This window comes from Sphingopyxis sp., assembly GCF_051861155.1.
GTDB lineage: Bacteria > Pseudomonadota > Alphaproteobacteria > Sphingomonadales > Sphingomonadaceae > Sphingopyxis.
In genome coordinates this window covers 13,665-35,185 of the sequence record NZ_JBHYDE010000008.1, presented here as the reverse complement: position 1 = coordinate 35,185, position 21,521 = coordinate 13,665, and the positions used below count along the sequence as shown (strand labels likewise).

Here is a 21,521-nt window from a genome sequence, read left to right as displayed (position 1 = left end):
CATGGCGACCGTCACCCATGATGCGGCGCTCGCCAACGCCCGCCGTCTCCTCACCGCCGAACCCGCCGCCGCGCTGGCACAGGCGCGCGCGATTATCGAAGCGGTGCCGACATCGGCGGCGGCCCACCGACTCGCTGCACATGCGCTGCGCGCGTTGAACCGCGAAGAAGAAGCACAGGGTGCTTCGCTGGCAGCCGTCGGCGCCACGATCCACGACCCGGCGATGGTCGATGCCGCCCTCGCGCTCGCCGAAAACCGCCTGCCCGACGCCGAAGCCGCGCTCCGCCAGCGGCTGCGCGAGGACGCGACCGACGTCGCGGCGATCCGGATGCTGGCGGAAGTCGCGGGCCGCATCGGGCGCTACGCCGACGCCGAAAAGCTGCTCACCCGCGCGCTCGAACTCGCACCAGGCTTCGGGGCAGCGCGCGCCAATCTGGCGACCGTATTCTACAAGCAGAACCGCTATGCCGAGGCGGCCGAGACGCTCGACGCAGTACTCGGCGAGGATCCCGACAATCCCGCCCACGCCAATCTGAAAGCCGCTGCGCTCGGCCGCATCGGCGGCTATGACGAAGCGATCGCGCTCTATGAACAGCTGACCCAGCGCTTCCCCGACCATGCCAAGCTGTGGATGAGCTACGGCCATATGCTCAAGACCGTCGGGCGGCAGGACGACAGCATCGCCGCCTATCGCCACGCGCTCGCCGTCGATCCGGGACTCGGCGAACTGTGGTGGAGCCTCGCCAACCTCAAGACGATCCGTTTCGACGCCGCCGACCGCGCCGCGATGGAGACGGCGCTGGCCGCCATCGATCCGGGCGACGCGGCGCGCGACGACGACCGGCTGCACCTGCATTTCGCGCTCGGCAAGGCCTATGACGACGCCGGCGACGCTGAACCGGCGTTCCGCCACTATGCCGCGGGCAACGCCATCCGCTCCGCCCAGCTCGGCTATGACGCCGCCGATACCAGCGCGATCGTCGATGCCGCGATCACGACCTGCACCGCCGATTTCTTCGCCGCGCGCGCGGATATGGGCGACCCGGCACCCGACCCGATCTTCATCCTCGGCATGCCGCGCGCCGGATCGACGCTGGTCGAACAGATCCTCGCCAGCCATTCGGCGATCGAAGGGACGATGGAACTGCCCGACATCCCGGCGCTCGCACTGGGGCTGGGCCGCGAGACGCAAGGCGAAGGTCGTCACTGGATCGCGGCGCTCGCCGAAGCATCGCCCGAACGGCTGGCCGAAATGGGCGCGGCGTTCCTGCGCCGCACCGCGGTACAGCGCAAGACCGACAAGCCTTTCTATATCGACAAGCTGCCGAACAACTGGCGCTATGTGCCGCTGATCCGCCTGATCCTGCCGGGCGCCAGGATCATCGATGCCCGGCGGCACCCGCTCGACTGCTGCTGGTCCAACTTTCGCCAGCATTATGCCAAAGGACAGGCGTTTAGCTACGATCTGGCCGACATGGGCACCTATTACCGCGATTATGTGCGGTTGATGGCGCATATCGACGCGGTTCAGCCGGGCCGGGTCCACCGGGTGATCCATGAAGCGCTGCTCGACGATCCCGAGGCCGAAGTGCGCGCGATGCTGGGCTATCTCGGACTGCCGTTCGAGGAGACCTGCATGGCGTTCTACACCAATGCGCGCGCGGTTCGGACGGCCTCAAGCGAACAGGTCCGCCGCCCGATCAACCGCGACGGGGTCAATCAGTGGCGGCCCTATGCCGCATGGCTTGGCGCACTGACCGATGCGCTCGATCCGGTGCTCGATACCTATCCGGCGGTTCCGGCGCACTTCGACTAGGGTCCGCGTCCAAAGCGCATGCCAACAAAACGTTGCCATTGAGCAACAGCTGACGACATTTTCGACCAACGAAGCCACCGGTACGCGAACAGCACTTGCGCTTATGCTGCGGCGCGCCATCCTCGCGTCATATAGCTGTCATTTTGAGGGGGGTCTCATGCGTAAAATTTCAACCCGGCTGGTTCGGAGCGGCGCCTTGCTGCTCGGCAGCAGCGTCCTTTGTACGTCGGGCGCCGCCCTGGCGCAGGAGGCCGCGATCGAGGACGACCGCGACATCGTCGTCACCGCGTCGAAACGCGAACAGAATTTGCAGGATGTGCCGCTGGCGATCACCGCAATCGGCACCGAGCGGCTCGACGAGCTGCAGGTCAAGGAATTTCAGGACGTCATTAAATTCCTGCCGTCGGTGACCATCCAGACCGCCGGTCCCGGTTTCGCGCAGGTTTATTTCCGCGGCGTCGCGTCAGGCGAAAACGCCAACCACTCGGCGTCGCTGCCGACCGTCGGCACCTATCTCGACGAAATGCCGATCACGACCATCCAGGGCGCGCTCGACATCCACGCCTATGACCTGGCGCGCGTCGAAGCGCTCGCCGGGCCGCAGGGGACGCTCTATGGTGCCAGCTCGATGGCCGGAACGATCCGCCTGATTACCAACCAGCCCGATACCAGCGGCACCTATGGCTCGGCCGGGCTGGAGCTCAACAGCGTCGCCAAGGGCGGCGTCGGCGGCGTCGCCGAGGGCTTCGTCAACGCGGCGCTCAGTGAAAAGGCGGCGCTGCGCCTCGTCGGCTGGTACCGCCGCGACGCCGGCTATATCGACAATATCGCGGGCAGCCGGACCTATGCGACGAGCGGCATCACCCAGTCGAACGCCGACCTGGTCGAAAAGGACTATAACGACGTCGACACCTATGGCGCGCGTCTGGCGCTCGGTATTGAGCTCGACGATGACTGGACGATCCGCCCGAACCTGATGGGCCAGATCCAGAAGGCCAATGGCAGCTTTGCCCAGGAACGATCGACAGCGGTCAGCGGCAAGTTGCAGACGGTGCAGTATAATCCCGAGCGCGGCGACGACAAATGGATCCAGGCCGCGATGACCATCGAGGGCAAGATCGGCAGCTGGGATTTAACGGTCACCGGCGGGCACATGCGGCGCAAGACCGAAACCGAGAGCGACTATTCGGATTATGCCTATTTCTATGACGCGCTCTATGGCTATGGCGCCTACTTCACCGACAACAACGGCAATCCGGTCAACCCCAACCAATATATCCAGGGCATCGACCGCTATAAGCGCAGCTTTGGCGAAATCCGCGTCGCCTCGCCCGCCGATGCGCGCATCCGATTTATCGGCGGCCTGTTCTGGCAGCGCCAGTCGCACAATATCGAGCAAAATTACATCATCGACGGCATCGGCGACGCAATCACCGTCACCGGCACCGACAGCAATATCTGGTTGACCAAACAGCTGCGCATCGACCGCGACTATGCCGCGTTCGGCGAAATCAGCTTTGACATCACCGACAAGCTGACGCTGACCGGCGGTGGCCGCGTGTACAAGTTCGACAACAGCCTGGTCGGTTTCTTCGGCTATTCGGCAGGCTATTCGAGCCGCACCGGCGAAGCGGCCTGCTTTGCCCCGACGATCGTTGCGGGATCGCCGTGCACCAACCTCGACAAGAGCACCAGCGACACCGATTTCATCCACAAGCTGAGCCTGAACTACAAGGTCAACGACGATGTCATGATCTATGGTACCTGGTCGCGCGGCTTCCGCCCCGGCGGCATCAACCGCCGCGGGACGCTCGAGCCTTATGGTCCCGACACACTCGACAATTATGAGTTCGGGTGGAAAACCTCGTTCGGGCCGGTGCGTTTCAACGGCGCGGTGTATCAGGAGGATTGGAACAATATCCAGCTGTCGTTCCTGGGCGCCAACGGCCTGACCGAGATCCGCAACGCCGGCATCGCGCGAATCCGCGGGATCGAAGCCGATCTCAACTATCGCGCCGGCGGCTTTACGCTGAACCTCGGCGCCAGCTACAATGACGCGACGATCCGCCGCGATTTCTGCCGGATCGCCAACGACAGCTTCGATTGCACGATCAATCCGCCGGGCCAGACCAACGCGCTGCTGGCCCCCGCCGGATCGCGCCTGCCCGTCACCGCCAAGTTCAAGGGCAATGCGATCGCACGCTACGAATTCCCGATCGGCGGGATGGACGGGCATATCCAGTTCGCGGTCAATCATATCGGCAAACGCCGGTCGGACTTGCGTCCGTTCGAGAATGACGTCGTCGGCAATTTCAAGGCCTATACCACCGCCGACATCAGCGTCGGGGTCAAGGGCGAGGGCTGGGATGCCGAACTGTTCGCCACCAACCTGTTCAACAGCAACGGGGTGATCAACAGCGCGGTGCAGTGCGCCGAATCGATCTGCGGCGATCCCAATGGGGTCAGCAGCACCGGCGGCGTTTTTTACGACAATATCATCCGGCCGCGGCTGATCGGGATCAAGGTCAGCAAGGATTTCTGATCGGGTGACCGACAGCGTGACCAACGACGAAAGGCCGAGCCAAAAGCTCGGCCTTTTGATGTGCGTCGCGCTCGGTATGGGCAATATGATCGGGTCGGGGGTGTTCCTGCTCCCGCGCGACCTGGCGCCGCTCGGCTGGAATGCGATCATCGGCTGGGGGGTGTCGATTGCCGGAACTTTGTGTCTGGCGATCGCCTTTGCCCGGCTGGCCAAGCGGCTGCCAACGGGCTGTGCGACCTATACCTACGCCGCCGCCGCATTCGGCCCCGGCACCGGCTTTATCGTTGCATGGAGTTACTGGATCAGCTGCTGGACCGTTGTTGCGACGCTGGCGGTCGCGGCGATCAGCAATCTGTCGATCCTGATGCCGTCGCTGGCCAATGCGGGGGCGGGGACGGCGCTGATCGCGATCGGCTTCATCTGGATTTTTACGCTGGTCAACCTGATGGGGGTGCGGCGCGCGGGCGGGGCGCAATTGCTGACCCTCGGGCTCAAGCTGATCCCCGTCGTCGGCGCGGTGCTCGTCGCGCTGTGGCTCTTTGGCACCGGCAATGCCCCGACCCCGACGATGGTCGGCACCAAACCGGTCAGCCTCGACAATATCGGCGCCGCGGCGACGCTGACGCTATTCGCGCTGCTCGGATTCGAGAGCGCCTGCGTCGTCGGCGACCGGGTGCGCGACCCCGAACGCACCCTCCCGCGCGCCACGCTGATCGCCGCCGCAGCGACCGGGCTGCTCTATCTGCTGTCGTGCACGACGGTGACCTTGCTGTTGCCGCTCGCAACGCTCGAGGCGTCGAACGCCGCTTATGCGACCTTCTTCGGCACGCTGGTCAGCCCGTCGGCGGGGCAGGCGGTCGCACTGTTCGCCGCAATTGCCGCGCTGGGCGCGCTCAACGGCTTCGTGCTGCTGCAGGGCGAAATCCCGCGCGACCTGGCGCATCGCGGCCTGTTGCCGGCCGCCTTTGCGCGCGACAACCGCTTCGCCGTGCCCTGGATCACCCAGATTGTGTCGAGCACGCTCGCCAGCCTGGTCGTCTATGCCAATTATTCGCGCGGCCTGGCCGAATTGTTCAAATTCATGGTGCTGGTGACGACGTCGACCGCGATCATCTTTTACATCGTCGGGGCGCTCGCGGCGCTCAAGCTCGAACATGAAGGCGCGATCAAGGCGTCGCCCGCCTTTCTCGCGCTCACGATCCTCGGCTTCCTCTACAGCTGCTGGGCCTTTTACGGCGCCGGCTGGGAACCCGGCCTGTGGAGCGTCGGGCTGACCGCCGTCGGGCTGCCGATCTATCTCGCGATGCGGCGCTCAGGCCCAGCGGGGCGCGAACCAGCCGCGATCGCGTAGGATGACCTGCGCCGCATTATGCCCCGGCGCGCCGGTGACGCCGCCGCCGGGGTGGGTGCCCGCGCCGCACATATAGAGCCCCTTCAGCGGCCCGCGATAGGCGCCATTGCCCAGCACCGGGCGCGCCGACCACAGTTGGTCGAGGCTCATATTGCCGTGCATGATGTCGCCGCCGACCAGCCCAAATTTGCGCTCGAGCCCCTTGGGGCTGAGGATCTGGCGGCCGACGATCGAAGCGCGGAAACCAGGGGCGTGGGCTTCGACGGTGTCGATGATCGTGTCGGCAGCCGCGCCCTCCTCCGCATCCCAGTCCCTGCCATCGGGCAGTTCGGGGGCGAATTGCTGGCAGAACAGGCTGGCGACATGCTGTCCCGGCGGCGCGAGGCTGTCGTCAATTGTCGAAGGGATGAGCATTTCGACGATCGGCTTTTTCGACCAGCCATATTGCTTCGCATCGAGGAACGCGCGGTCCATGTAATCGAGCGTCGGGGCGATGATAATCCCCGACTGGTGATGCTCGCCGGGTTCGGGGAGGCAGGTGAATTTGGGCAGTTCGCTCAGCGCGACGTTCATGCGGAACGTGCCGCTGCCTGCCTTGAACGCCTTGATCCGGCGGCGGAACTCGGGTGCGATATCGCCTTCGTCGAACATCCGTTCGTAGAGCAATTTCGGCCCGACGTTGGCGATGACGCGCGCCGCGACGATTTCTTCGCCGCCGACGAGCTTGACCCCGACCGCCTTGCCGCCATCGACGAGGACGCGCGACACGGGGGCTTCGAGGCTGATCTCGACGCCGAGCTGGGTGCAGACCTTGGCCATCATCTGGGTGATCGCGCCCATGCCGCCGATGCTGTGGCCCCACGCCCCCTTTTTGCCGTTCACCTCGCCAAAGACGTGGTGGAGCAGGACATAGGCGCTGCCCGGGGTGTCGGGGCTGGCATAATTGCCGACGACGGCGTCGAAGCCGAACGCGGCCTTGACCGCTTCGCTTTCGAACCAGCTGTCGAGAAAGGTGCGCGCCGATTTGGTGAACAGTTCGAGCACGTCACGCTGCTGCGACAGGCTGAGCCTGGTCAGCCCGCGCCCCTGCCGCGCGGCATCGATCAGCGTCTTGAACCCGTCACCGACGTTCGGCGGCGATTTCAATGCAAGGTCGCGCAGCACGTCGGCGACGCCTTCGAGCATGTCGTAATATTCGGGGAGGCGCGCGGCGTCATGCGCCGAGAAGCGCGCAAATTCTTTTTGCGTGCGCTCAAGCCCGCCGCCGAGCTTCAGATAGCCGCCATCTTCCTGCGGCAGGAAATTGCTGATCGGCCGCTCGATGACGCGATAGCCATGATCGGCGAGCTTCATGTCGGCGATGACCTTGGGCTGGAGCAGGCTGACGGTGTAGCTCGCGACCGAATTGCGGAAGCCCGGCGCGAATTCCTCGGTCACCGCCGCGCCGCCGACGACGTCGCGCGCCTCGACAATCCGCACCTTAAGCCCTGCCCGCGCGAGGTAGAAGGCGCAGACAAGGCCGTTGTGGCCGGCGCCGATGATCAGGGCGTCATATTGCTTGGTCATGCTTTGCTCCACCCCGCGCGCGGGGCTTGTTCGAGGCGGGATTCGGGGATCAGGTCGCGCATCCGCGCGCAGAAATGCTTGAGGCACACTTCCTTGTCGCTGAGCGGCCCCATGGTGAAACTCTGCGACGCCATGCCCTGCTGGACGCGGGTGATGAGCAAGGTGTCCTCGGCATTGACCTGGCGGTTGATCCGCCAGTTGAGGTAGCGCGCGGCGCGCATCTCGCGGCGCGCATCAGGAAGCACGTATGAAATTTCGCGGATCAGGCAGCTGGTCGGGCCGGTCGGCAGCCACTGCATGAAGTCGACCTGGTCGGGATAGATGTCGAACGCGACGTTGGGCCAGAGCTTGAAATAGAGCCAGTGGCGCTGGCTCGCTTGCGGCAGGTGCGGCACCGGCGGCAGCAGCCGCTGATACATGCGTTCGGACCAGTTGACCGACGGCCGGTCGATCAGGTCGCCCCACATGCGATCGACGTGGGTCGTTGCCTCGACGCCATAGCTTTTGCCGAACAGCCGGGTGAGGCCCGGGTGGGCGACGGGGATGTGAAGGCCGTCGGAGTAATTGTCGCCGACATTTTTCCAGTTCACCTCGCGCGGACGCAGCGTGACCCGGCCGAGCGCGCCGAGATCTTCGAAGCGGTAGGGCGCGACTTGTTCCTCATACGGCGCCATCATCGACGCGACCGAGGGGCGGTCGTCGTCGGTGAGGCGGACGAACCAGAAGCCGCGCCACTGTTCGAGATTGACCGGCACCAATCCCGCCTTGCCGCGATCGAGCGTCGGATAGCTCGCGCTGTCGGGAACGCCCATCAGGCGGCCGTCGAGGTCATAGGTCCACGCGTGATAGGGGCAGACGAGCTTTTTGGCGCAGCCCGCCGCACCGTCGACCAGCCGCGAGCCGCGGTGGCGGCAAACATTGGTGAAGGCGCGCACGATGCGGTCGGTGCCGCGCACGACAATCACGCTTTCGCCGCAATAATCGATGCTGTGCCAGTCGCCCGCGTTCGGAATGTCGCTGTCGTGGCAGACGACCTGCCAGCTCGGGCGGAAAATCCGTTCCATTTCCGCCGCATAGAAATCGGGGTCGCTGTACGTCCACGCCGGCAGTGACCAGCCGTCGAGCGGGTCGATATGCGGTGTGCGGAGGGATGCAGTTGCCATGAGTCGATCCTTGTTATACAAACGTATAACAACATGCAGCCCGCTCGCCAAGCCTTTACGCGCGAAAGCGCCGATGCCCGCCGGGCGGACCTGATTGAGGCAACCGCGGCGTGCCTGGCGGAAGTTGGCCTGGCGGGCACCAACGTCCGCGCGATCTGCGCGCGAGCGGGAGTATCGCCGGGGCTGCTGCGCCATTATTTCGGCGGCATCGACGATCTGGTCGCAGCCACCTATCAGGCGACCAGTGACCGGATGGACGCGATTTTGGCCGCGGCCGTCGAAGGAGCCGGTGCCGATCCGTGCGCGCGGCTGACCGCGTACCTCACCGCCAGCTTCCGTCCGCCGGTGACCGACCCCGAGCTACTGGGAGCGTGGACCGCCTTTTGGGCGCTGGCGCGGAGCGACGCGCGGATGGCCGAAATTCACGCGGAAAGCTACGCAGGCTACCGCGCGCGGCTGGGCGAGCTGCTCACCGCATGCGGCGCGCGCGATGCCGAGCGGCTGGCGATCATGCTGACCGCGATGGTCGATGGGCTGTGGCTCGAACTGTCGCTCGACGCGGGCAGCTTCGGCGCGGAAGCGGCGGCGGCGATGATCGAGCGGGCGGTAGCTGCGCTGTTGCCTCAGGCTCCCGCAGCGTAGCGCTGGACGGTCGCGCCGATCTCGCGCAGCAAGGTTTCGCGGTCGAGCGCCACCACCGGCGCCAGCCGCAACACATAGCGCGTCAACGCAAGGCCCAGCATCTGTGTCGCAACGAGTCCGGCGCGCGCCGCAGCGGTTTCCGGGGTGCCAAGCCCCAGCATGACCGGTACAATCTGCGCCGCGAACAATTGCTGCATCCGCGCTGCGGCAAAGTCGTTCGACGCCGCCGATCGTAACAGGATCGGCAGGCCGCTGTCGGCCCCTTCATCCTCCCACAGCCGCAAAAAATGCGCGACCAGCGTTTCGCCGACATGTGCACGATCGATCGCGGCGATGTCGGGCAGCCCAAGATCGAAGACCGCAACATCGGCGAACAGCCGATCCTTGCTGCCGAAATAGCGCATCACCATCGTCGGATCGATGGACGCCGCCGCCGCAATGTCGCGAATCGTCGTCCGTTCATAGCCATGTTCGGCGAACAACCTCCGCGCGGCCATCTCAATCGCCGCGCGGGTGCGATCGGACTTCTTCATTTTCAGCGTCTTGCTTCCCATATTCCGAGTTTTGCCAACAGTTGTTGACAAAATCAAGCGGTTCTGCAAAAGCCAACATGTGTTGGCAAAACGGAGTTCGCACGATGAAGACGCAAACCGAGATCCTGGTGGTCGGCGCCGGGCCGACGGGGCTGGCGCTGGCGACCGCGTTGCAACAGGCGGGGATCGACCACCTGCTGATCGACCGACAGGTCATCGGACAGTCTCTTTCGCGGGCTGGGGTAATTCATGCCCACACGCTCGAGATGCTCGAGCCGCTGGGGGTGGTTCCCGACATGCTGGCGGCGGGAATGGCAATCACGCGGTTCGGGGTGCGTGACCGGCGGCACCGATTGCTGTCGATCGATTTCACGGGCCTCCCGTCGCGCCATCCCTATGTTTTGATGTTGCCGCAGGACGTCACCGAACGCATCCTCACCGACCGCCTCGTCGCGCTGGGCGGCGTGGTGCATCGCGGCGTCGAAGCAATCGCCGTCGCGCAAGACGCCGCAGACGTAACGGTGCGCGTCTCGACGCCAGAAGGCGAACGCGAAATTCACGCGCGCTATGTCGTCGGCGGCGACGGGATGCACAGCCTGGTGCGGGCAGCGTCCGATATCGCCTTCGAGGGCAGCAGCTATGAAGAAAGCTTTGTGCTGGCCGATGTGAGCTTCGCGCAGCCGACGACCGAGAAAGAGGTGTCGCTCTATTTCTCGCCCGCCGGGATGGTCGTCGTCGCACCGCTGCCCGGCGCGCGCTATCGGATTGTCGCGACGCACCGCCACGGTGGCGACACCCCCGACCGCGCCGCGGTTCAAACGCTGCTCGACACGCGCGGTCCCGAGACGGACGGTCCAACGGTGCGCGAGGTGCACTGGAGTTCGACGTTCCGGGTCCATCACCGCGTCGCCGACCGCTATCGCGACCGCCGCCTGTTCGTCATGGGCGATGCCGCACATGTCCACAGCCCCGCGGGCGGACAGGGAATGAACGCCGGAATCGTCGATGCGGTGCTGCTGGGCGACCTGCTGGCGCGCGTGATCGTGGGTGGCGAACCTGAAAAGCTGCTCAACCTGTATGGCGAACTGCGCCGCCCGGCCGCCCAAGCTGTGCTCGACCTGTCAGGACGGCTGACCCATCTCGCGCTAATGCGCGGACGGCTGCGGCGGCGGATTCGCAACCTGTTGCTGCGCATGATCGACCGGCTTCCGCGGATCAAAGCCAAGATCGCGTTGCAGCTGTCGGGAATCGCGCGGCGGCGATTTGCGGCGGCGATGACCGACGGATCAAGGCGATGGTGAGATTTCAGGGCGGGCCACGGGCCGATTCGATCGCCCGCCCACGCGTTACTTCGACAAATCCCTGAGAAGGCTGTCCCAATGCGCCAGCGCGGGCGCGATCGCGTCGACGGGCACGCGTTCGTTGAGGCCGTGCGCGAAGCTGTCGCTCGCTTTCGAGAACAGCCCGGCGACGCCGTAGCTCGGCACGCCCTGCATGCGGAAATGATAGCTGTCGGTGGCGCCGGCGCTCATCGACGGGATGATCGGCAGGCCGGGCGCGCGGGCGTGAACCGCCTTCTTCACGGCCGCCATGACGTCGGGGCGGAGCGGCGAGGCGTCGCTGGCGCTGGCGTCGGGATCGGTGTTCACCTTGACCGCGGGATCGGCGATCAGGCGTTCGAGTTCGGCGCGCACCGCCTCGACCGGGACGCCGGGAAAGATGCGGCAGTTGATGTTGGCGGTCGCCCGCTGGGGCAGCGCATTTTCGGCATGGCCGCCCTTGACCAGGGTCGGCACGCAGGTGGTGCCGATCTGGCCGACATATTCGGGGTCGGCGCGAATCTTGGTGATCGCGTCCGCATCCTCCGGGTTGGCGGCAAAGGCTTTCAGCGCGGCGCCCATATTGCCGCCGACCTGGTCGGCGACGATCGGCATGCCGATCTTGGTCAGCTCGTTCTGCTGCGCCGCGAATTTATAGGCGCCGATTTTTTCGAGCGCGGCAGCGAGCTGGACGATCGCGTTGACCGGAGACGGGCGCGAGCTGTGGCCGCCGGGGTTGGTGACCTCCAGCGTGAAGTCGGCATAGGTTTTTTCGCCCGCCTGCAGCCCATAATATTGCGGCTTGCCATCCTCGCCGATCGTCCCGCCGCCGCCGTCGCCGTTGAGCGCAAATTCGGCGCCCTTATATTTCGCCGCGAGCGCGCGCGTCGTCAGCATCTGGGTTTCCTCGTCGCCCGAAAACAGCAGGATGATCGAGCGTTTGGGCTTGAAGCCCTCTTTCTTGAGCTGCGCCATCGCGGCGACCATCATCGACACGTCGAACTTGTTGTCCTCCGACCCGCGGCCGAAGATATAGCCATTTTCCTCGACCGGCACGAAGGGGTCGCGCGTCCAGTCCTTCGCATCGGCCTCGACCACATCCATATGGCCGAGCAGCACGATCGGCTTTTGCTTCGTCGTGCCGTGCAGCGTCGCGGCGAAGGTCGCGGTTTCGCCCATCGGGGTGATTTCGATATCGCTGTCGGCATAGCCCGCGGCCTTCAGCACCCCGGCGTAATAGGCCGCGAGTTCGGGCACCTTGCCGCGCCCCTCGACCGTCGGGATCGCGATGCTGTCTTTCAATATCTGCTTTGCGGCACCGGCGTCGGCGGGCTTGGCGTGGACAGGCGCGGCGGCGAGCATGGCGGCGGCGAGGGCGAGTGGGGCGGTGAAGTTGCGCATGACAACGGGTTATGGCGCGTGGGTTGCATTGTGCAAGAGCGACCAACGGCCTTCCCCCTTGATGGGGGAAGGATATGAAGCCTTATCGCGCAGCGATTAGGCGAAGTTGGATGGGGGTGATGGTGCGCCCTTGCACTGTCGCTTCAAGCCGAGAGCGCACCCCCTCCGCTGCGACTAAGCCAGCAAGCTGGCAAGTCTCGCTACCTCCCCCATCCAGGGGGAGGGATTCTCAAATGCCCTCCTGCCATCCTTTCGGCGGTGGCGTCTTCGGCTTGAACCGGCACAGGTCGGCGACCGGGCAGCGCCAGCATTCAGGGGTGCGCGCCTTGCAGATGTAGCGGCCGTGGAGGATCAGCCAGTGGTGGGCGCCGACGCGGAACGGGGCGGGGGTGCCCTTTTCCAGCGCCTTTTCGACCGCGAGTACCGTCTTGCCCGGCGCCAGCCCGGTGCGGTTACCGACGCGGAAGATATGGGTGTCGACGGCGAAGGTTTCGGCACCAAAGGCGCAGTTCATCACGACATTGGCGGTCTTGCGCCCCACCCCCGGCAGTTCGACGAGCGTGTCGCGGTCGGCGGGGACGTCGCCGCCAAAATCGCGCACGAGGATTTCGGAGAGCGCGATGACATTCTTCGCCTTGCCGTTGAAGAGCCCGATCGTTTTGATATGGTCTTTCAGCCCCTCCACGCCGAGGTCGAGCATCGCCTGCGGCGTCGTCACCGCCTGAAACAAGCGCCGTGTCGCCTTGTTCACCCCGACATCGGTCGCTTGCGCCGACAGCACGACCGCGACGAGCAGCTGGTAGGTGTTGCCGAAAGCGAGTTCGGTCTCGGGGCTGGGGTTGAGCTCGGCGAGGCGGCGGTAGAATTCGAAAATATCGGCCTTTTTCACCGTTCGGGCAGCCCCAGCACCTGCGGCATCGTGTAGCGCCCGGGCTGTTGCCCGGTCAGCCACAGCGCCGCGCGCACGGCGCCGCGCGCAAAAATCATGCGGTTTTCGGCGCGGTGCGACAAAGTGATCATCTCCTCGGGCCCGGCGAAGATCACGTCATGGTCGCCCGCGACGGTGCCGCCGCGCAAGGATGCAAAGCCGATCTTGCCATGCCCGCGCGCCCCGGTGACGCCGTCGCGGCCGCGTTCGGAGCAGGTGGCGAGGTTGATGCCGCGGCCGTCGGCGGCCGCCTGGCCCAGCAGCAGCGCGGTGCCGCTGGGCGCGTCGACCTTCATCCGGTGGTGCATTTCGACGATTTCGATATCATATTCGGGATCGAGCCGCGCCGCCGCCTCGCGCACCAGATGCGCGAGCAGGGTGACGCCGAGCGAGGTGTTGCCGGTCTGGAGCACCGCGATGTCGGCGGCGGCATCGTCGATCAGATAATGATGGCGTTCCTCAAGCCCGGTGGTGCCGATGACGATCGGCTTCTTTGCCGCCACGCAAGCGTCGAGTGTCGTTTCGAGCGCGGCGGGCGACGAGAAATCGACGAGCACGTCCGCCTCGACCGCGAGCCGGGCGACGTCGCCGCCCTTGTCGATGCCGCAGCGCCGCTGCCCCGCTTCGGAAATCGCCGCGGCGAGCGCGAGGCCCATCCGCCCCGCGCTGCCGATAATGCCGATGCTGGTCATATGCCGTCCCCTGACTATCGCCTCCCCTTAGCCTTTTGCAGCGCGCGAAGTCGAGATGCGCTTATTCCCGTCATCCCGGCGGAGGCCGGGATCTCACCGGCGAGACCCCGGCATGCGCCGGGGTGACGAAAAAGGGGTGATGGCGTCGATACAGCCGGATAGAGAGGCCGAATGAGTGGATTGAACAACATCGTCATCCTGACCGGCGCCGGGGTGTCGGCCGAAAGCGGCATCGACACGTTTCGCGACGGCGGCGGGTTGTGGGAACAGCACCGCGTCGAGGATGTCGCAACCCCCGAAGCCTTTGCGCGCGACCCCGATCTGGTGCTGCGATTCTATGACATGCGGCGCGAGGCGATCCAGACCAAAGAGCCGAACGCCGCGCACGCCGCGCTGGCGCGGCTCGACACGGCATGGCCGGGCGAGCTGCTGATCGTCACCCAGAATGTCGACGATCTGCACGAGCGCGCGGGAACCCGGCGGCTGATCCACATGCACGGCGAACATCTGAACGCCCGGTGCACCGCGTGCGACGCGCGCACGCCATGGACCGCGCCCTTGCTCGATCGTCCCGCCTGTCCGGCATGCGGCGCGGCGGGAACCCTGCGCCCCGACATCGTGTGGTTCGGCGAAATGCCGTACCGGATGGACGAGATTTATGCCGCGCTGAACCGCGCCGACCTGTTCGTGTCGATCGGGACGTCGGGCGCGGTCTATCCGGCGGCGGGGTTTGTCCGCGAGGCGCGGCAGTCGGGGGCGCGGACATTGGAGCTCAATATGGAGCCGAGCCAGGGCAGCCACTGGTTCGGCGAGGCGCGGCATGGTCCGGCGGGGACGCTGGTGCCGGCGTGGGTGGACGAGGTGTTGCGTTCCTGAGCCCCCGCGCCCCTGCCTGCGCAGGGGCGCGGCAGTTCTTTCGGTCTAGCGCCGCGCTGCGAAAAAGTCCCTGAGCAGCGCCGCCGCCTCGCCTGCCCCGATCCCGTCATACACCTCGGGCCGATGATGCACCGTCGGTTGCGTAAAGACGCGCGGGCCGTGGACGACGGCGCCGCCTTTGGGATCGTCGGCGCCATAATAGAGCCGCGCGATGCGGGCGTGGGCGATTGCGCCCGCACACATCGCGCAGGGTTCGAGGGTGACGTACAAATCGCATCCGTCGAGGCGTTCGTTGCCGAGTGTTGCCGCGGCGGCGCGAATCGCGACGATTTCGGCGTGCGCGGTCGGATCATGCGATTCGCGCGGCGCATTGTGGCCCTCGCCGATGATCACGCCGTCCTTGACGACGACCGCGCCGACGGGCACCTCGCCCGCGTCGGCGGCGGATTTCGCGAGGTTCAGCGCGGTGCGCATCGGTGCGGGGAGCGGAAATTGCGGCATCGCTTTTCCCGCTAGTCCCTTGACGAATCTGCGGCAAGCCGATAAGCGCGCGCCTTTCCCGGCTCACTCCGGTCCTGCATCCCCCGATTGTTCGGGACGCACCCGGACGCCGACCCGAAATTTTTTGAACGAGGAAGACCATCATGTCGCGCATCTGCGAACTGACCGGCAAGGGCCGCCAGGTTGGCCACAATGTGAGCCACGCCAACAACAAGACCAAGCGCACCTTCCTGCCCAACCTGCAGAATGTGACGTTGCTGTCGGACGCGCTGGGCAAGGGCGTCAAGATGCGCGTGTCGACCCACGGCCTGCGCACCGTCGAGCATAATGGCGGCCTCGACAACTGGCTGCTGAAGGCCGGCGACGACCAGCTGTCGGCTTCGGCGCGCAAGGTGAAGAAGGAAGTCGCCAAGAAGCTGGCCGAAAAGGCCGCTTAAGCGCTTTCAAATCGCTAACCGCAATCAGGCGGCCGGCTTACCGGGCCGCCTTTTTGCTGTCCGGGGTGTTTTTGGGCGGCGGCGGGCCGGTCAGCTCGAACTGCAGCAGCAGGCTGCGCTGCCATGTGTTGAAATTATCGTCGGCGATGAGCCATAGATAGGTCCGTCCCTGTTCGACGCTCACCGCCGCACCTTCGTAATTTTCGGCGAGCGGGCGGTGAACGCGGCCGATTGTCCGCGACCGCACCACAGCATCTTTGGCAATGTCGGCCGGATCGAGGATAGCAATGATTGTCGTGAACACCGGGTCGAAGCCGAGCCGCCGGTGGACGAGCAGGAGGCGACCGTCGGGGAGCGCCGCAGCGTCGCTGACCAGCCCCTTGCCCCGCGAATCGTAAAAGAAGCGAGTCGGCCCCGGTCCAGGCGACGCCGGATCACCCGAATAAAGCAGCGCCGCGCGCCCGCGCGGATCGTCGTCGGCATCTTCGGAAAAAACCACCGTCCGCCCGTCGGCAAGCCGCGCCATCGCCTCGGCCCCGCGATTCGCGGGCCAGCGCGGAGCGGGCAGCTTGCGGCGCGATTCGATCGTGCCAAGATCGGCATCGAGCCGCCAGATCTGGTTTATCCCTTCGAGCGCGATCCAGCCCTTGCCGCTGACCGGATCGATAAACAAGGCTTCGGCGTCAGCCATTGCCTTGGTCACGGGGCGGCCGTCGGGGGTCGGCAACGCGCCGATGTCGACATCCGAAACGCTGCCGGTCCCGTCGATCGCCAGCCGCGTCCGATAACCATTGTCGCCGATCAGCACGAAGCGATCGGGCGCCAGCCGCGCGAGGCCCGAGAAGCCGCCGAAGCGGCTGTGCGGGCTGGTGAGGTGCCAGCCGCGGACATAGCGCATCGTGCCGCTGGTTTCCGCCGCGACGACAAGCGGGCGCGCGGCGGCGCGCTGGGTCAGATTGTCGACGGGAAAACGCTGCACCGTCCCCGGCACCGGCCCGATGGCGAGGAAGATCAGAGCGGCGGGGAGCAGGCGGCGCATCAGCGCGGGGTTAGGACCGCAGCGCGCGAAAGGAAAGCAGTTCGCCGCAGAAAGCTGAACGCCAGCCAACAAGCGCGTTCAGGGTCGGCTCAATACGAATCACGCATAACCCCTTCATCGATCCCGCCCACAAGGGCAGCCCCCCGGGGCCCAACGACGAAAGAAGGAGAACGACGATGAAAAAGATGGTGACCCTCTCGATCGCCGCCCTGATGTCCACTGCGACGCTGGGCATGGCGGCTCCCGCTGCGGCGCAGAACGGCTATTACGACCGCGACGGCTATTCGAGCTATTACAGCGGCTATGACCGTGACGACCGTCGCTATGACCGCCGTTACGATCGCCGCGCCGACCGCCGCGATTACCGCCAGGATCGCCGCTATAACCAGCGTTACGACCGTCGCAATTATCGCCAGTGCGACAATGGCACCGGCGGCACGATCATCGGCGCGATCGCCGGCGGCCTCGCCGGTCATGAAATCGCCGGTCGCGGCGACCGCACGGTCGGCACGATCATCGGCGGCGCAGTCGGCGCGATCGCCGGCCGCGCGATCGACAAGGGGAATGACGGCTGCCGTTAAGGGCAGTCCCGACCTCCAATAATTTGCAGTCCCGCCTTTACCCCGTCCGGCCCAGCCGGGCGGGGTTTCTTTGCGCCGCCGGTGCGTCCGGGGCGACGGGGTTGCCTTAAAGCCCGCCAAAGCCTAGGTTCCTGATCAAGTGCACGTCCGTGTTTTGCGGATGGGTGAGAGAGACAGGTAATACTAGCCATGCGGCAAATGGCAGCGCCATCAGGGCGACCGCCGCGGCCGGGTTCAAGAACGGGGCCGGCGGCGAAAGGGCGAAACCAGGCGGAATCCGCCCCCCGCGCGGCGCATTTCGTTCGGCCGCGCAGCTATGCCGCCATCGACCTGGGTACCAACAATTGCCGCCTGCTGATCGCGCGCCCGCAGGACGGCGAGCTGGTCGTCATCGACGCTTTTTCACGCATCGTCCGGCTGGGCGAGGGCCTGCACGGTAGCGGCCGGATCAGCGATGCGGCGATGGACCGCACCGTCGCGGCGCTGGCGATCTGCGCCGACAAGCTGCGCCGCCGCCATGTGTCACTGTCGCGCGCGGTCGCCACCGAAGCGTGTCGCCGCGCATCGAACGGCGCCGAACTGGCCGACCGGGTGCGGCGCGAGACCGGCATCGCGCTCGACATTATTTCGGCCGCCGAAGAGGCGCGGCTGGCGGTGCTCGGGTGCCACAATCTGATGGAGCCCGGCGACGGCCCCGCGCTGATTTTCGACATCGGCGGCGGATCGACCGAGCTGATGCACGTCGATGTGTCGGACGATGACGTCAAGATCCACGACTGGATCAGCGTGCCGTGGGGCGTCGTGTCGCTGACCGAACATGCGCCGCTGCCCGACGACAGCCTGGCGGGGCGCCAGGCCGCCTATGCCCATATGCGCGAAGTGACGCGCACCGCCTTTGCCGCCTTTGCCGGGCGCGCCGAGCAATATGCGGGGCAGGAGCTGCGCCTGCTCGGCACCAGCGGCACGGTGACGACGCTGGCCAGTGTGTTCCTGAACCTGCCGCGATACGACCGCCGCGCGGTCGACGGGCTGGTCGTGCCGGCCGACGCGATGCGCGGCATCAGCCGCCGCCTCGCCGATGCCAGCATCGCCGACCGCTCCGAGATTGCGTGCATCGGGCGCGAGCGCGCCGACCTGGTCGTCGCGGGTTGCGCGATATTGGAAAGCATCATCGACCTGTGGCCCGCGGCGCGGGTCGGGGTCGCCGACCGCGGCATCCGCGAGGGGATTTTGCGGACATTGGCGATGCAGGGGCGCGACGTCCCCGTGACCCGGCGCGAGTATCGCAAATGAGTGGTGGCAGCGGCAAGAGCGGCGGCGCCAAGGGATCCGGCGGCCGCGGCGGGCTGCACGTCCGGGTGAAGACCGCGCGCAAGCGCAGCACGTCATCGACGCGCTGGCTGCAACGGCAATTGAACGACCCTTATGTCCGCCGTGCGCAGGCCGAAGGCTATCGATCGCGCGCCGCGTACAAGCTGATCGAGCTCGACGACAAATTCGGCTTTATCAAAAAGGCGCGCGCGGTCGTCGATCTGGGCATCACTCCGGGCGGCTGGTCGCAAGTCGTGCGCAAAAATAATCCGCGCGCGCGCGTTGCGGGGATCGACCTCTTGGCATGCGAACCGATCGAGGGCGTCGCGATCCTCGAGATGGATTTTATGGACGATGCGGCGCCCGATGCGCTGATCGCGGCGCTGGGCAGCGCCCCCGACCTGGTGATTTCGGACATGGCGGCGAACACCGTCGGCCATCAGCAGACCGACCATCTGCGCACGATCGGGCTGGCCGAAACCGCCGCCGATTTCGCGGTGCAGACGCTGCTGCCCGGCGGCGCCTTCGTCGCCAAGGTATTTGCCGGCGGCGCCGACCACACCCTGCTGACCTTGCTGAAAAAACATTTCACGACGGTCAAGCACGCCAAGCCGCCGGCGAGCCGCAAGGGATCGCCCGAGCTGTATGTGATCGCGCAGGGTTTCAAGGGCCACAGCGATCGGAAACCGGCCGAAAACGGCGGCGAACAGGACGACTGAGCCTAGGGTGAGGCCCCATTAATTGCACGTTCGAGGCGTCGAAATGGCGAAGATATCGGGTTCGCGCGGGTGCAGCGGGTAGCATCGCTACCCGCAAGGCCGCGTGGACGCGAGATCGAAGCCATTTCGACGTCCCTGCGGGATTTGACCGATCTTGCCCATGGCGTCGTCGGAAAGTCTTGAGATATCGACATATCCCGGCGCCTTCCCTCCTCGCCCTGAGCAAAATCGCCTCAAACCTCGAACGTGCAATTAATGGGGCCTGACCCTAGCATTGACCCAAGTTCATTGCCGGGCAATTTAATCGCGCATACATAAGGCGATGATCGCCGTATCTGTATCGGCACGGCGGCGTGTCACGCTCGTTTCGCAAGGACAATCGATGAAGTTTCGGTCGCAAAAATCCATCGCCCTGCTGACCATTTCGGCCTTTGTGCTGGCGTCGTGTGGCGGCGGCGGCAGTTCGAGCACCGGTGGCGGCGGCGGGCCGGTCACGGTCACCCCGACCCCCTCGCCGACGCCCGCCCCGACTGCGGGCTGCGGCCTCGCCGCGCGCCAAAATTTTGCCAAGGCGGTGATCGACGAATGGTATCTGTTCCCCAATGACGTCGCGAACGGGGTCAATCCGGCGAGTTTCACCAGCGTCCAATCCTATATCGACGCGCTGGTCGCCCCGGCGCGCGCGCTCGGCAAGGATCGTTTTTTCACCTACATCACCTCGATTGCCGAGGAGAACGCCTTTTTCGCCAGCGGATCGAGCGCGGGGTTCGGCATCCGCCTGACCTATGACCCGACGGCAAATGTGGTCGTCATCGCCGAAGCTTATGAAGGTGCGCCCGCGATCGCCGCCGGCATCGACCGCAGCACGCGTATCCTGGCGATCGGTACCACCGCCAGCAACATGCGCACGATCGCCGCGATCGTCGCCGCCGAAGGCACGCAGGGCATCACCAATGCGCTGGGGCCCAGCGACCCCGGCGTCACCCGCATCTTGCGCATTCAGGACGCCGCGGGCACCCGCGACGTGACCGTCAGCAAGGCCGATTATTCGCTCGATCCGATCTCGGATCGTTACGGTGCCAAGATCATCAGCGAGGGCGGACGCAATTACGGCTATCTGAACCTGCGCACCTTCATTTCGTCGGCGAACCCGCAGCTGCGCACCGCCTTCCTGAATTTCCGCAACCAGGGGGTGACCGACGTCATCATCGATTTCCGCTACAATGGCGGCGGGCTCGTTTCGACCGCCGAACTGATGGGCGATCTGATGGGCGAAGGGCGCAGCGGATCGATCTTCTCACAGACCGTCTTTCGCGCGTCGAAAGCGGCCCAGAATGACGAGCATCGCTTTGCCCCGACCGCCGAATCGATCGCGCCGACGCGCGTCGCCTTTATCGGCACCGGATCGACCGCTTCGGCGAGCGAGCTGGTGATCAATTCGATGCTGCCGTACCTTGGCACCAACATGACGCTGGTCGGCAGCAATACGTTCGGCAAGCCGGTCGGCCAGATCGCGCTCGACAAGGCCGAATGCGACGACCGGATGCGCGTCGTCGCCTTTGCTACCGCCAATTCGGCGGGGGCGGGCAATTATTACAACGGCCTGGCGCCCCAGATTTCCAACAGCTGCGCCGCCGCGGACGATTTGAACCTGCCGCTGGGCGATGCGCGCGAGGCGTCGGTGCGCGCGGCGATCGATTTTCTGGCCAATGGCAGCTGTACGACGCGGATCGCCGAGGCGAGCGTCGGCCCGGCGGCGCTGGGCAGCGGTGCCCGCGTGCAGGCCGAACCCGAAATGCTGATCCCTGACCGCCCGAGCGCGGCGCAGCGCGAGTTGCCGGGGCTGTTCTGACGCCCGCCGGCTGACGATGGTGCAATGCAGCGATTGACCGCCGCAGCAAAAGCGATGTAACGCGCGCCAAGCGACAGGTTCCCCGGCGACGGGGACTAAGAGGGAACGGGAAAACCCCGGCTGCCCCTGCAACTGTACGCGGCGAGCCATCGGCCAATTGCCATTGGGACTTTCAGTTCCGAGAAGGCGGCCGACCCGGCGCTGACCCGCAAGCCAGGAGACCTGCCCGTCGCCGTCGTCTTTCGCGCGGGC

Annotated in this window: 19 protein-coding genes and 1 riboswitch; of the genes, 11 read left to right on the top strand and 8 right to left on the bottom strand. The window is 65.7% G+C overall.

Going from position 1 to position 21,521, the window contains the following annotated elements:
* Position 1: 1 nt before the first annotated feature.
* The 3 genes from ACTIFP_RS14525 to ACTIFP_RS14515 all read left to right on the top strand — a co-directional run bounded on the left by ACTIFP_RS14525 (position 2) and on the right by ACTIFP_RS14515 (position 5,709).
* The gene (locus ACTIFP_RS14525) at positions 2-1,816 is read left to right on the top strand and encodes a sulfotransferase (RefSeq protein ID WP_439569423.1); all 1,815 of its coding nucleotides are present in this window, start codon (positions 2-4) and stop codon (positions 1,814-1,816) included.
* 157 nt (positions 1,817-1,973) lie between these two features.
* Complete coding sequence (locus tag ACTIFP_RS14520) at positions 1,974-4,358, top strand: TonB-dependent receptor (protein WP_439569422.1); 2,385 nt, start codon at positions 1,974-1,976, stop codon at positions 4,356-4,358.
* A gap of 4 nt (positions 4,359-4,362) precedes the next feature.
* A complete protein-coding gene (locus ACTIFP_RS14515; protein ID WP_439569421.1) occupies positions 4,363-5,709 on the top strand; it encodes an APC family permease in 1,347 nt (448 codons plus the stop codon).
* On the opposite strand, the gene ACTIFP_RS14510 is transcribed toward ACTIFP_RS14515, so the two are convergent.
* Entirely contained in the window at positions 5,671-7,275 is a 1,605-nt protein-coding gene (locus ACTIFP_RS14510; RefSeq protein ID WP_439569420.1) for a phytoene desaturase family protein, read from the bottom strand. The genes ACTIFP_RS14515 and ACTIFP_RS14510 overlap by 39 nt on opposite strands.
* Positions 7,272-8,438, bottom strand: coding sequence for an aromatic ring-hydroxylating oxygenase subunit alpha (locus ACTIFP_RS14505; protein ID WP_439569419.1), 1,167 nt, complete (start codon positions 8,436-8,438; stop codon positions 7,272-7,274). The genes ACTIFP_RS14510 and ACTIFP_RS14505 overlap by 4 nt, the downstream gene beginning before the upstream one ends.
* 33 nt (positions 8,439-8,471) lie before the next feature.
* Between ACTIFP_RS14505 and ACTIFP_RS14500 the strand changes: the two genes are divergently transcribed.
* The gene (locus tag ACTIFP_RS14500) at positions 8,472-9,080 is read left to right on the top strand and encodes a TetR/AcrR family transcriptional regulator (protein WP_439569418.1); all 609 of its coding nucleotides are present in this window, start codon (positions 8,472-8,474) and stop codon (positions 9,078-9,080) included.
* Here ACTIFP_RS14500 and ACTIFP_RS14495 read toward each other — a convergent pair.
* The gene (locus tag ACTIFP_RS14495; RefSeq protein WP_439569417.1) at positions 9,062-9,634 is read right to left on the bottom strand and encodes a TetR/AcrR family transcriptional regulator; all 573 of its coding nucleotides are present in this window, start codon (positions 9,632-9,634) and stop codon (positions 9,062-9,064) included. The genes ACTIFP_RS14500 and ACTIFP_RS14495 overlap by 19 nt on opposite strands.
* Positions 9,635-9,717: 83 nt before the next feature.
* Here ACTIFP_RS14495 and ACTIFP_RS14490 point away from each other — a divergent pair, with 83 nt between their 5' ends.
* A complete protein-coding gene (locus ACTIFP_RS14490) occupies positions 9,718-10,914 on the top strand; it encodes an FAD-dependent oxidoreductase (RefSeq protein ID WP_439569416.1) in 1,197 nt (398 codons plus the stop codon).
* A gap of 45 nt (positions 10,915-10,959) precedes the next feature.
* Here the strand turns inward: ACTIFP_RS14490 and ACTIFP_RS14485 are convergent, their stop codons facing one another.
* The 3 genes from ACTIFP_RS14485 to dapB form a co-directional block, all read right to left on the bottom strand.
* Positions 10,960-12,333, bottom strand: a complete 1,374-nt coding sequence (locus ACTIFP_RS14485) for a M20/M25/M40 family metallo-hydrolase (protein WP_439569415.1) — start codon at positions 12,331-12,333, stop codon at positions 10,960-10,962.
* 229 nt (positions 12,334-12,562) lie between these two features.
* Positions 12,563-13,222, bottom strand: coding sequence for an endonuclease III (nth, locus tag ACTIFP_RS14480; protein ID WP_439569414.1), 660 nt, complete (start codon positions 13,220-13,222; stop codon positions 12,563-12,565).
* A complete protein-coding gene (gene dapB, locus ACTIFP_RS14475) occupies positions 13,219-13,953 on the bottom strand; it encodes a 4-hydroxy-tetrahydrodipicolinate reductase (protein ID WP_439569413.1) in 735 nt (244 codons plus the stop codon). The genes nth and dapB overlap by 4 nt, the downstream gene beginning before the upstream one ends.
* 171 nt (positions 13,954-14,124) lie before the next feature.
* Between dapB and ACTIFP_RS14470 the strand changes: the two genes are divergently transcribed.
* Positions 14,125-14,829, top strand: a complete 705-nt coding sequence (locus ACTIFP_RS14470) for an NAD-dependent deacylase (RefSeq protein ID WP_439569412.1) — start codon at positions 14,125-14,127, stop codon at positions 14,827-14,829.
* A gap of 45 nt (positions 14,830-14,874) precedes the next feature.
* Here ACTIFP_RS14470 and tadA read toward each other — a convergent pair whose 3' ends face one another.
* Positions 14,875-15,330 carry a tRNA adenosine(34) deaminase TadA gene (gene tadA, locus ACTIFP_RS14465; protein ID WP_439569411.1) on the bottom strand — a complete coding sequence of 152 codons (456 nt, stop codon included), beginning with the start codon at positions 15,328-15,330 and terminating at the stop codon, positions 14,875-14,877.
* Between the two features lie 143 nt (positions 15,331-15,473).
* Between tadA and rpmB the strand changes: the two genes are divergently transcribed.
* Positions 15,474-15,767, top strand: coding sequence for a 50S ribosomal protein L28 (gene rpmB / locus ACTIFP_RS14460; RefSeq protein WP_039579060.1), 294 nt, complete (start codon positions 15,474-15,476; stop codon positions 15,765-15,767).
* Between the two features lie 37 nt (positions 15,768-15,804).
* Here rpmB and ACTIFP_RS14455 read toward each other — a convergent pair whose 3' ends face one another.
* Positions 15,805-16,806, bottom strand: coding sequence for an esterase-like activity of phytase family protein (locus ACTIFP_RS14455; protein ID WP_439569410.1), 1,002 nt, complete (start codon positions 16,804-16,806; stop codon positions 15,805-15,807).
* 176 nt (positions 16,807-16,982) lie between these two features.
* Here ACTIFP_RS14455 and ACTIFP_RS14450 point away from each other — a divergent pair, with 176 nt between their 5' ends.
* The 4 genes from ACTIFP_RS14450 to ACTIFP_RS14435 all read left to right on the top strand — a co-directional run bounded on the left by ACTIFP_RS14450 (position 16,983) and on the right by ACTIFP_RS14435 (position 21,269).
* The gene (locus tag ACTIFP_RS14450) at positions 16,983-17,387 is read left to right on the top strand and encodes a glycine zipper 2TM domain-containing protein (RefSeq protein ID WP_439569409.1); all 405 of its coding nucleotides are present in this window, start codon (positions 16,983-16,985) and stop codon (positions 17,385-17,387) included.
* A 189-nt stretch (positions 17,388-17,576) separates the two neighbouring features.
* Positions 17,577-18,680: a Ppx/GppA phosphatase family protein gene (locus ACTIFP_RS14445; protein ID WP_439569408.1), complete on the top strand. Its 1,104-nt coding sequence runs from the start codon at positions 17,577-17,579 to the stop codon at positions 18,678-18,680.
* The gene (locus ACTIFP_RS14440) at positions 18,677-19,417 is read left to right on the top strand and encodes an RlmE family RNA methyltransferase (RefSeq protein ID WP_439569407.1); all 741 of its coding nucleotides are present in this window, start codon (positions 18,677-18,679) and stop codon (positions 19,415-19,417) included. Before ACTIFP_RS14445 ends, ACTIFP_RS14440 begins: the two co-directional genes overlap by 4 nt.
* A 382-nt stretch (positions 19,418-19,799) precedes the next feature.
* The gene (locus tag ACTIFP_RS14435) at positions 19,800-21,269 is read left to right on the top strand and encodes a S41 family peptidase (protein ID WP_439569406.1); all 1,470 of its coding nucleotides are present in this window, start codon (positions 19,800-19,802) and stop codon (positions 21,267-21,269) included.
* A gap of 58 nt (positions 21,270-21,327) precedes the next feature.
* A riboswitch (cobalamin riboswitch) is annotated at positions 21,328-21,513 on the top strand.
* Positions 21,514-21,521: the final 8 nt, after the last annotated feature.

Bases quoted from the DNA above. Each gene is read 5' to 3' on its own strand.
- ACTIFP_RS14525 (WP_439569423.1), top strand. From the start codon at position 2: ATGGCGACCGTCACCCATGATGCGGCGCTCGCCAACGCCCGCCGTCTC.
- ACTIFP_RS14520 (WP_439569422.1), top strand. From the start codon at position 1,974: ATGCGTAAAATTTCAACCCGGCTGGTTCGGAGCGGCGCCTTGCTGCTC.
- ACTIFP_RS14510 (WP_439569420.1), bottom strand. From the start codon at position 7,275: ATGACCAAGCAATATGACGCCCTGATCATCGGCGCCGGCCACAACGGC.
- ACTIFP_RS14505 (WP_439569419.1), bottom strand. From the start codon at position 8,438: ATGGCAACTGCATCCCTCCGCACACCGCATATCGACCCGCTCGACGGC.
- ACTIFP_RS14500 (WP_439569418.1), top strand. From the start codon at position 8,472: ATGCAGCCCGCTCGCCAAGCCTTTACGCGCGAAAGCGCCGATGCCCGC.
- ACTIFP_RS14495 (WP_439569417.1), bottom strand. From the start codon at position 9,634: ATGGGAAGCAAGACGCTGAAAATGAAGAAGTCCGATCGCACCCGCGCG.
- ACTIFP_RS14490 (WP_439569416.1), top strand. From the start codon at position 9,718: ATGAAGACGCAAACCGAGATCCTGGTGGTCGGCGCCGGGCCGACGGGG.
- ACTIFP_RS14485 (WP_439569415.1), bottom strand. From the start codon at position 12,333: ATGCGCAACTTCACCGCCCCACTCGCCCTCGCCGCCGCCATGCTCGCC.
- dapB (WP_439569413.1), bottom strand. From the start codon at position 13,953: ATGACCAGCATCGGCATTATCGGCAGCGCGGGGCGGATGGGCCTCGCG.
- ACTIFP_RS14470 (WP_439569412.1), top strand. From the start codon at position 14,125: ATGAGTGGATTGAACAACATCGTCATCCTGACCGGCGCCGGGGTGTCG.
- tadA (WP_439569411.1), bottom strand. From the start codon at position 15,330: ATGCCGCAATTTCCGCTCCCCGCACCGATGCGCACCGCGCTGAACCTC.
- rpmB (WP_039579060.1), top strand. From the start codon at position 15,474: ATGTCGCGCATCTGCGAACTGACCGGCAAGGGCCGCCAGGTTGGCCAC.
- ACTIFP_RS14455 (WP_439569410.1), bottom strand. From the start codon at position 16,806: ATGCGCCGCCTGCTCCCCGCCGCTCTGATCTTCCTCGCCATCGGGCCG.
- ACTIFP_RS14450 (WP_439569409.1), top strand. From the start codon at position 16,983: ATGAAAAAGATGGTGACCCTCTCGATCGCCGCCCTGATGTCCACTGCG.
- ACTIFP_RS14445 (WP_439569408.1), top strand. From the start codon at position 17,577: ATGCGGCAAATGGCAGCGCCATCAGGGCGACCGCCGCGGCCGGGTTCA.
- ACTIFP_RS14440 (WP_439569407.1), top strand. From the start codon at position 18,677: ATGAGTGGTGGCAGCGGCAAGAGCGGCGGCGCCAAGGGATCCGGCGGC.
- ACTIFP_RS14435 (WP_439569406.1), top strand. From the start codon at position 19,800: ATGAAGTTTCGGTCGCAAAAATCCATCGCCCTGCTGACCATTTCGGCC.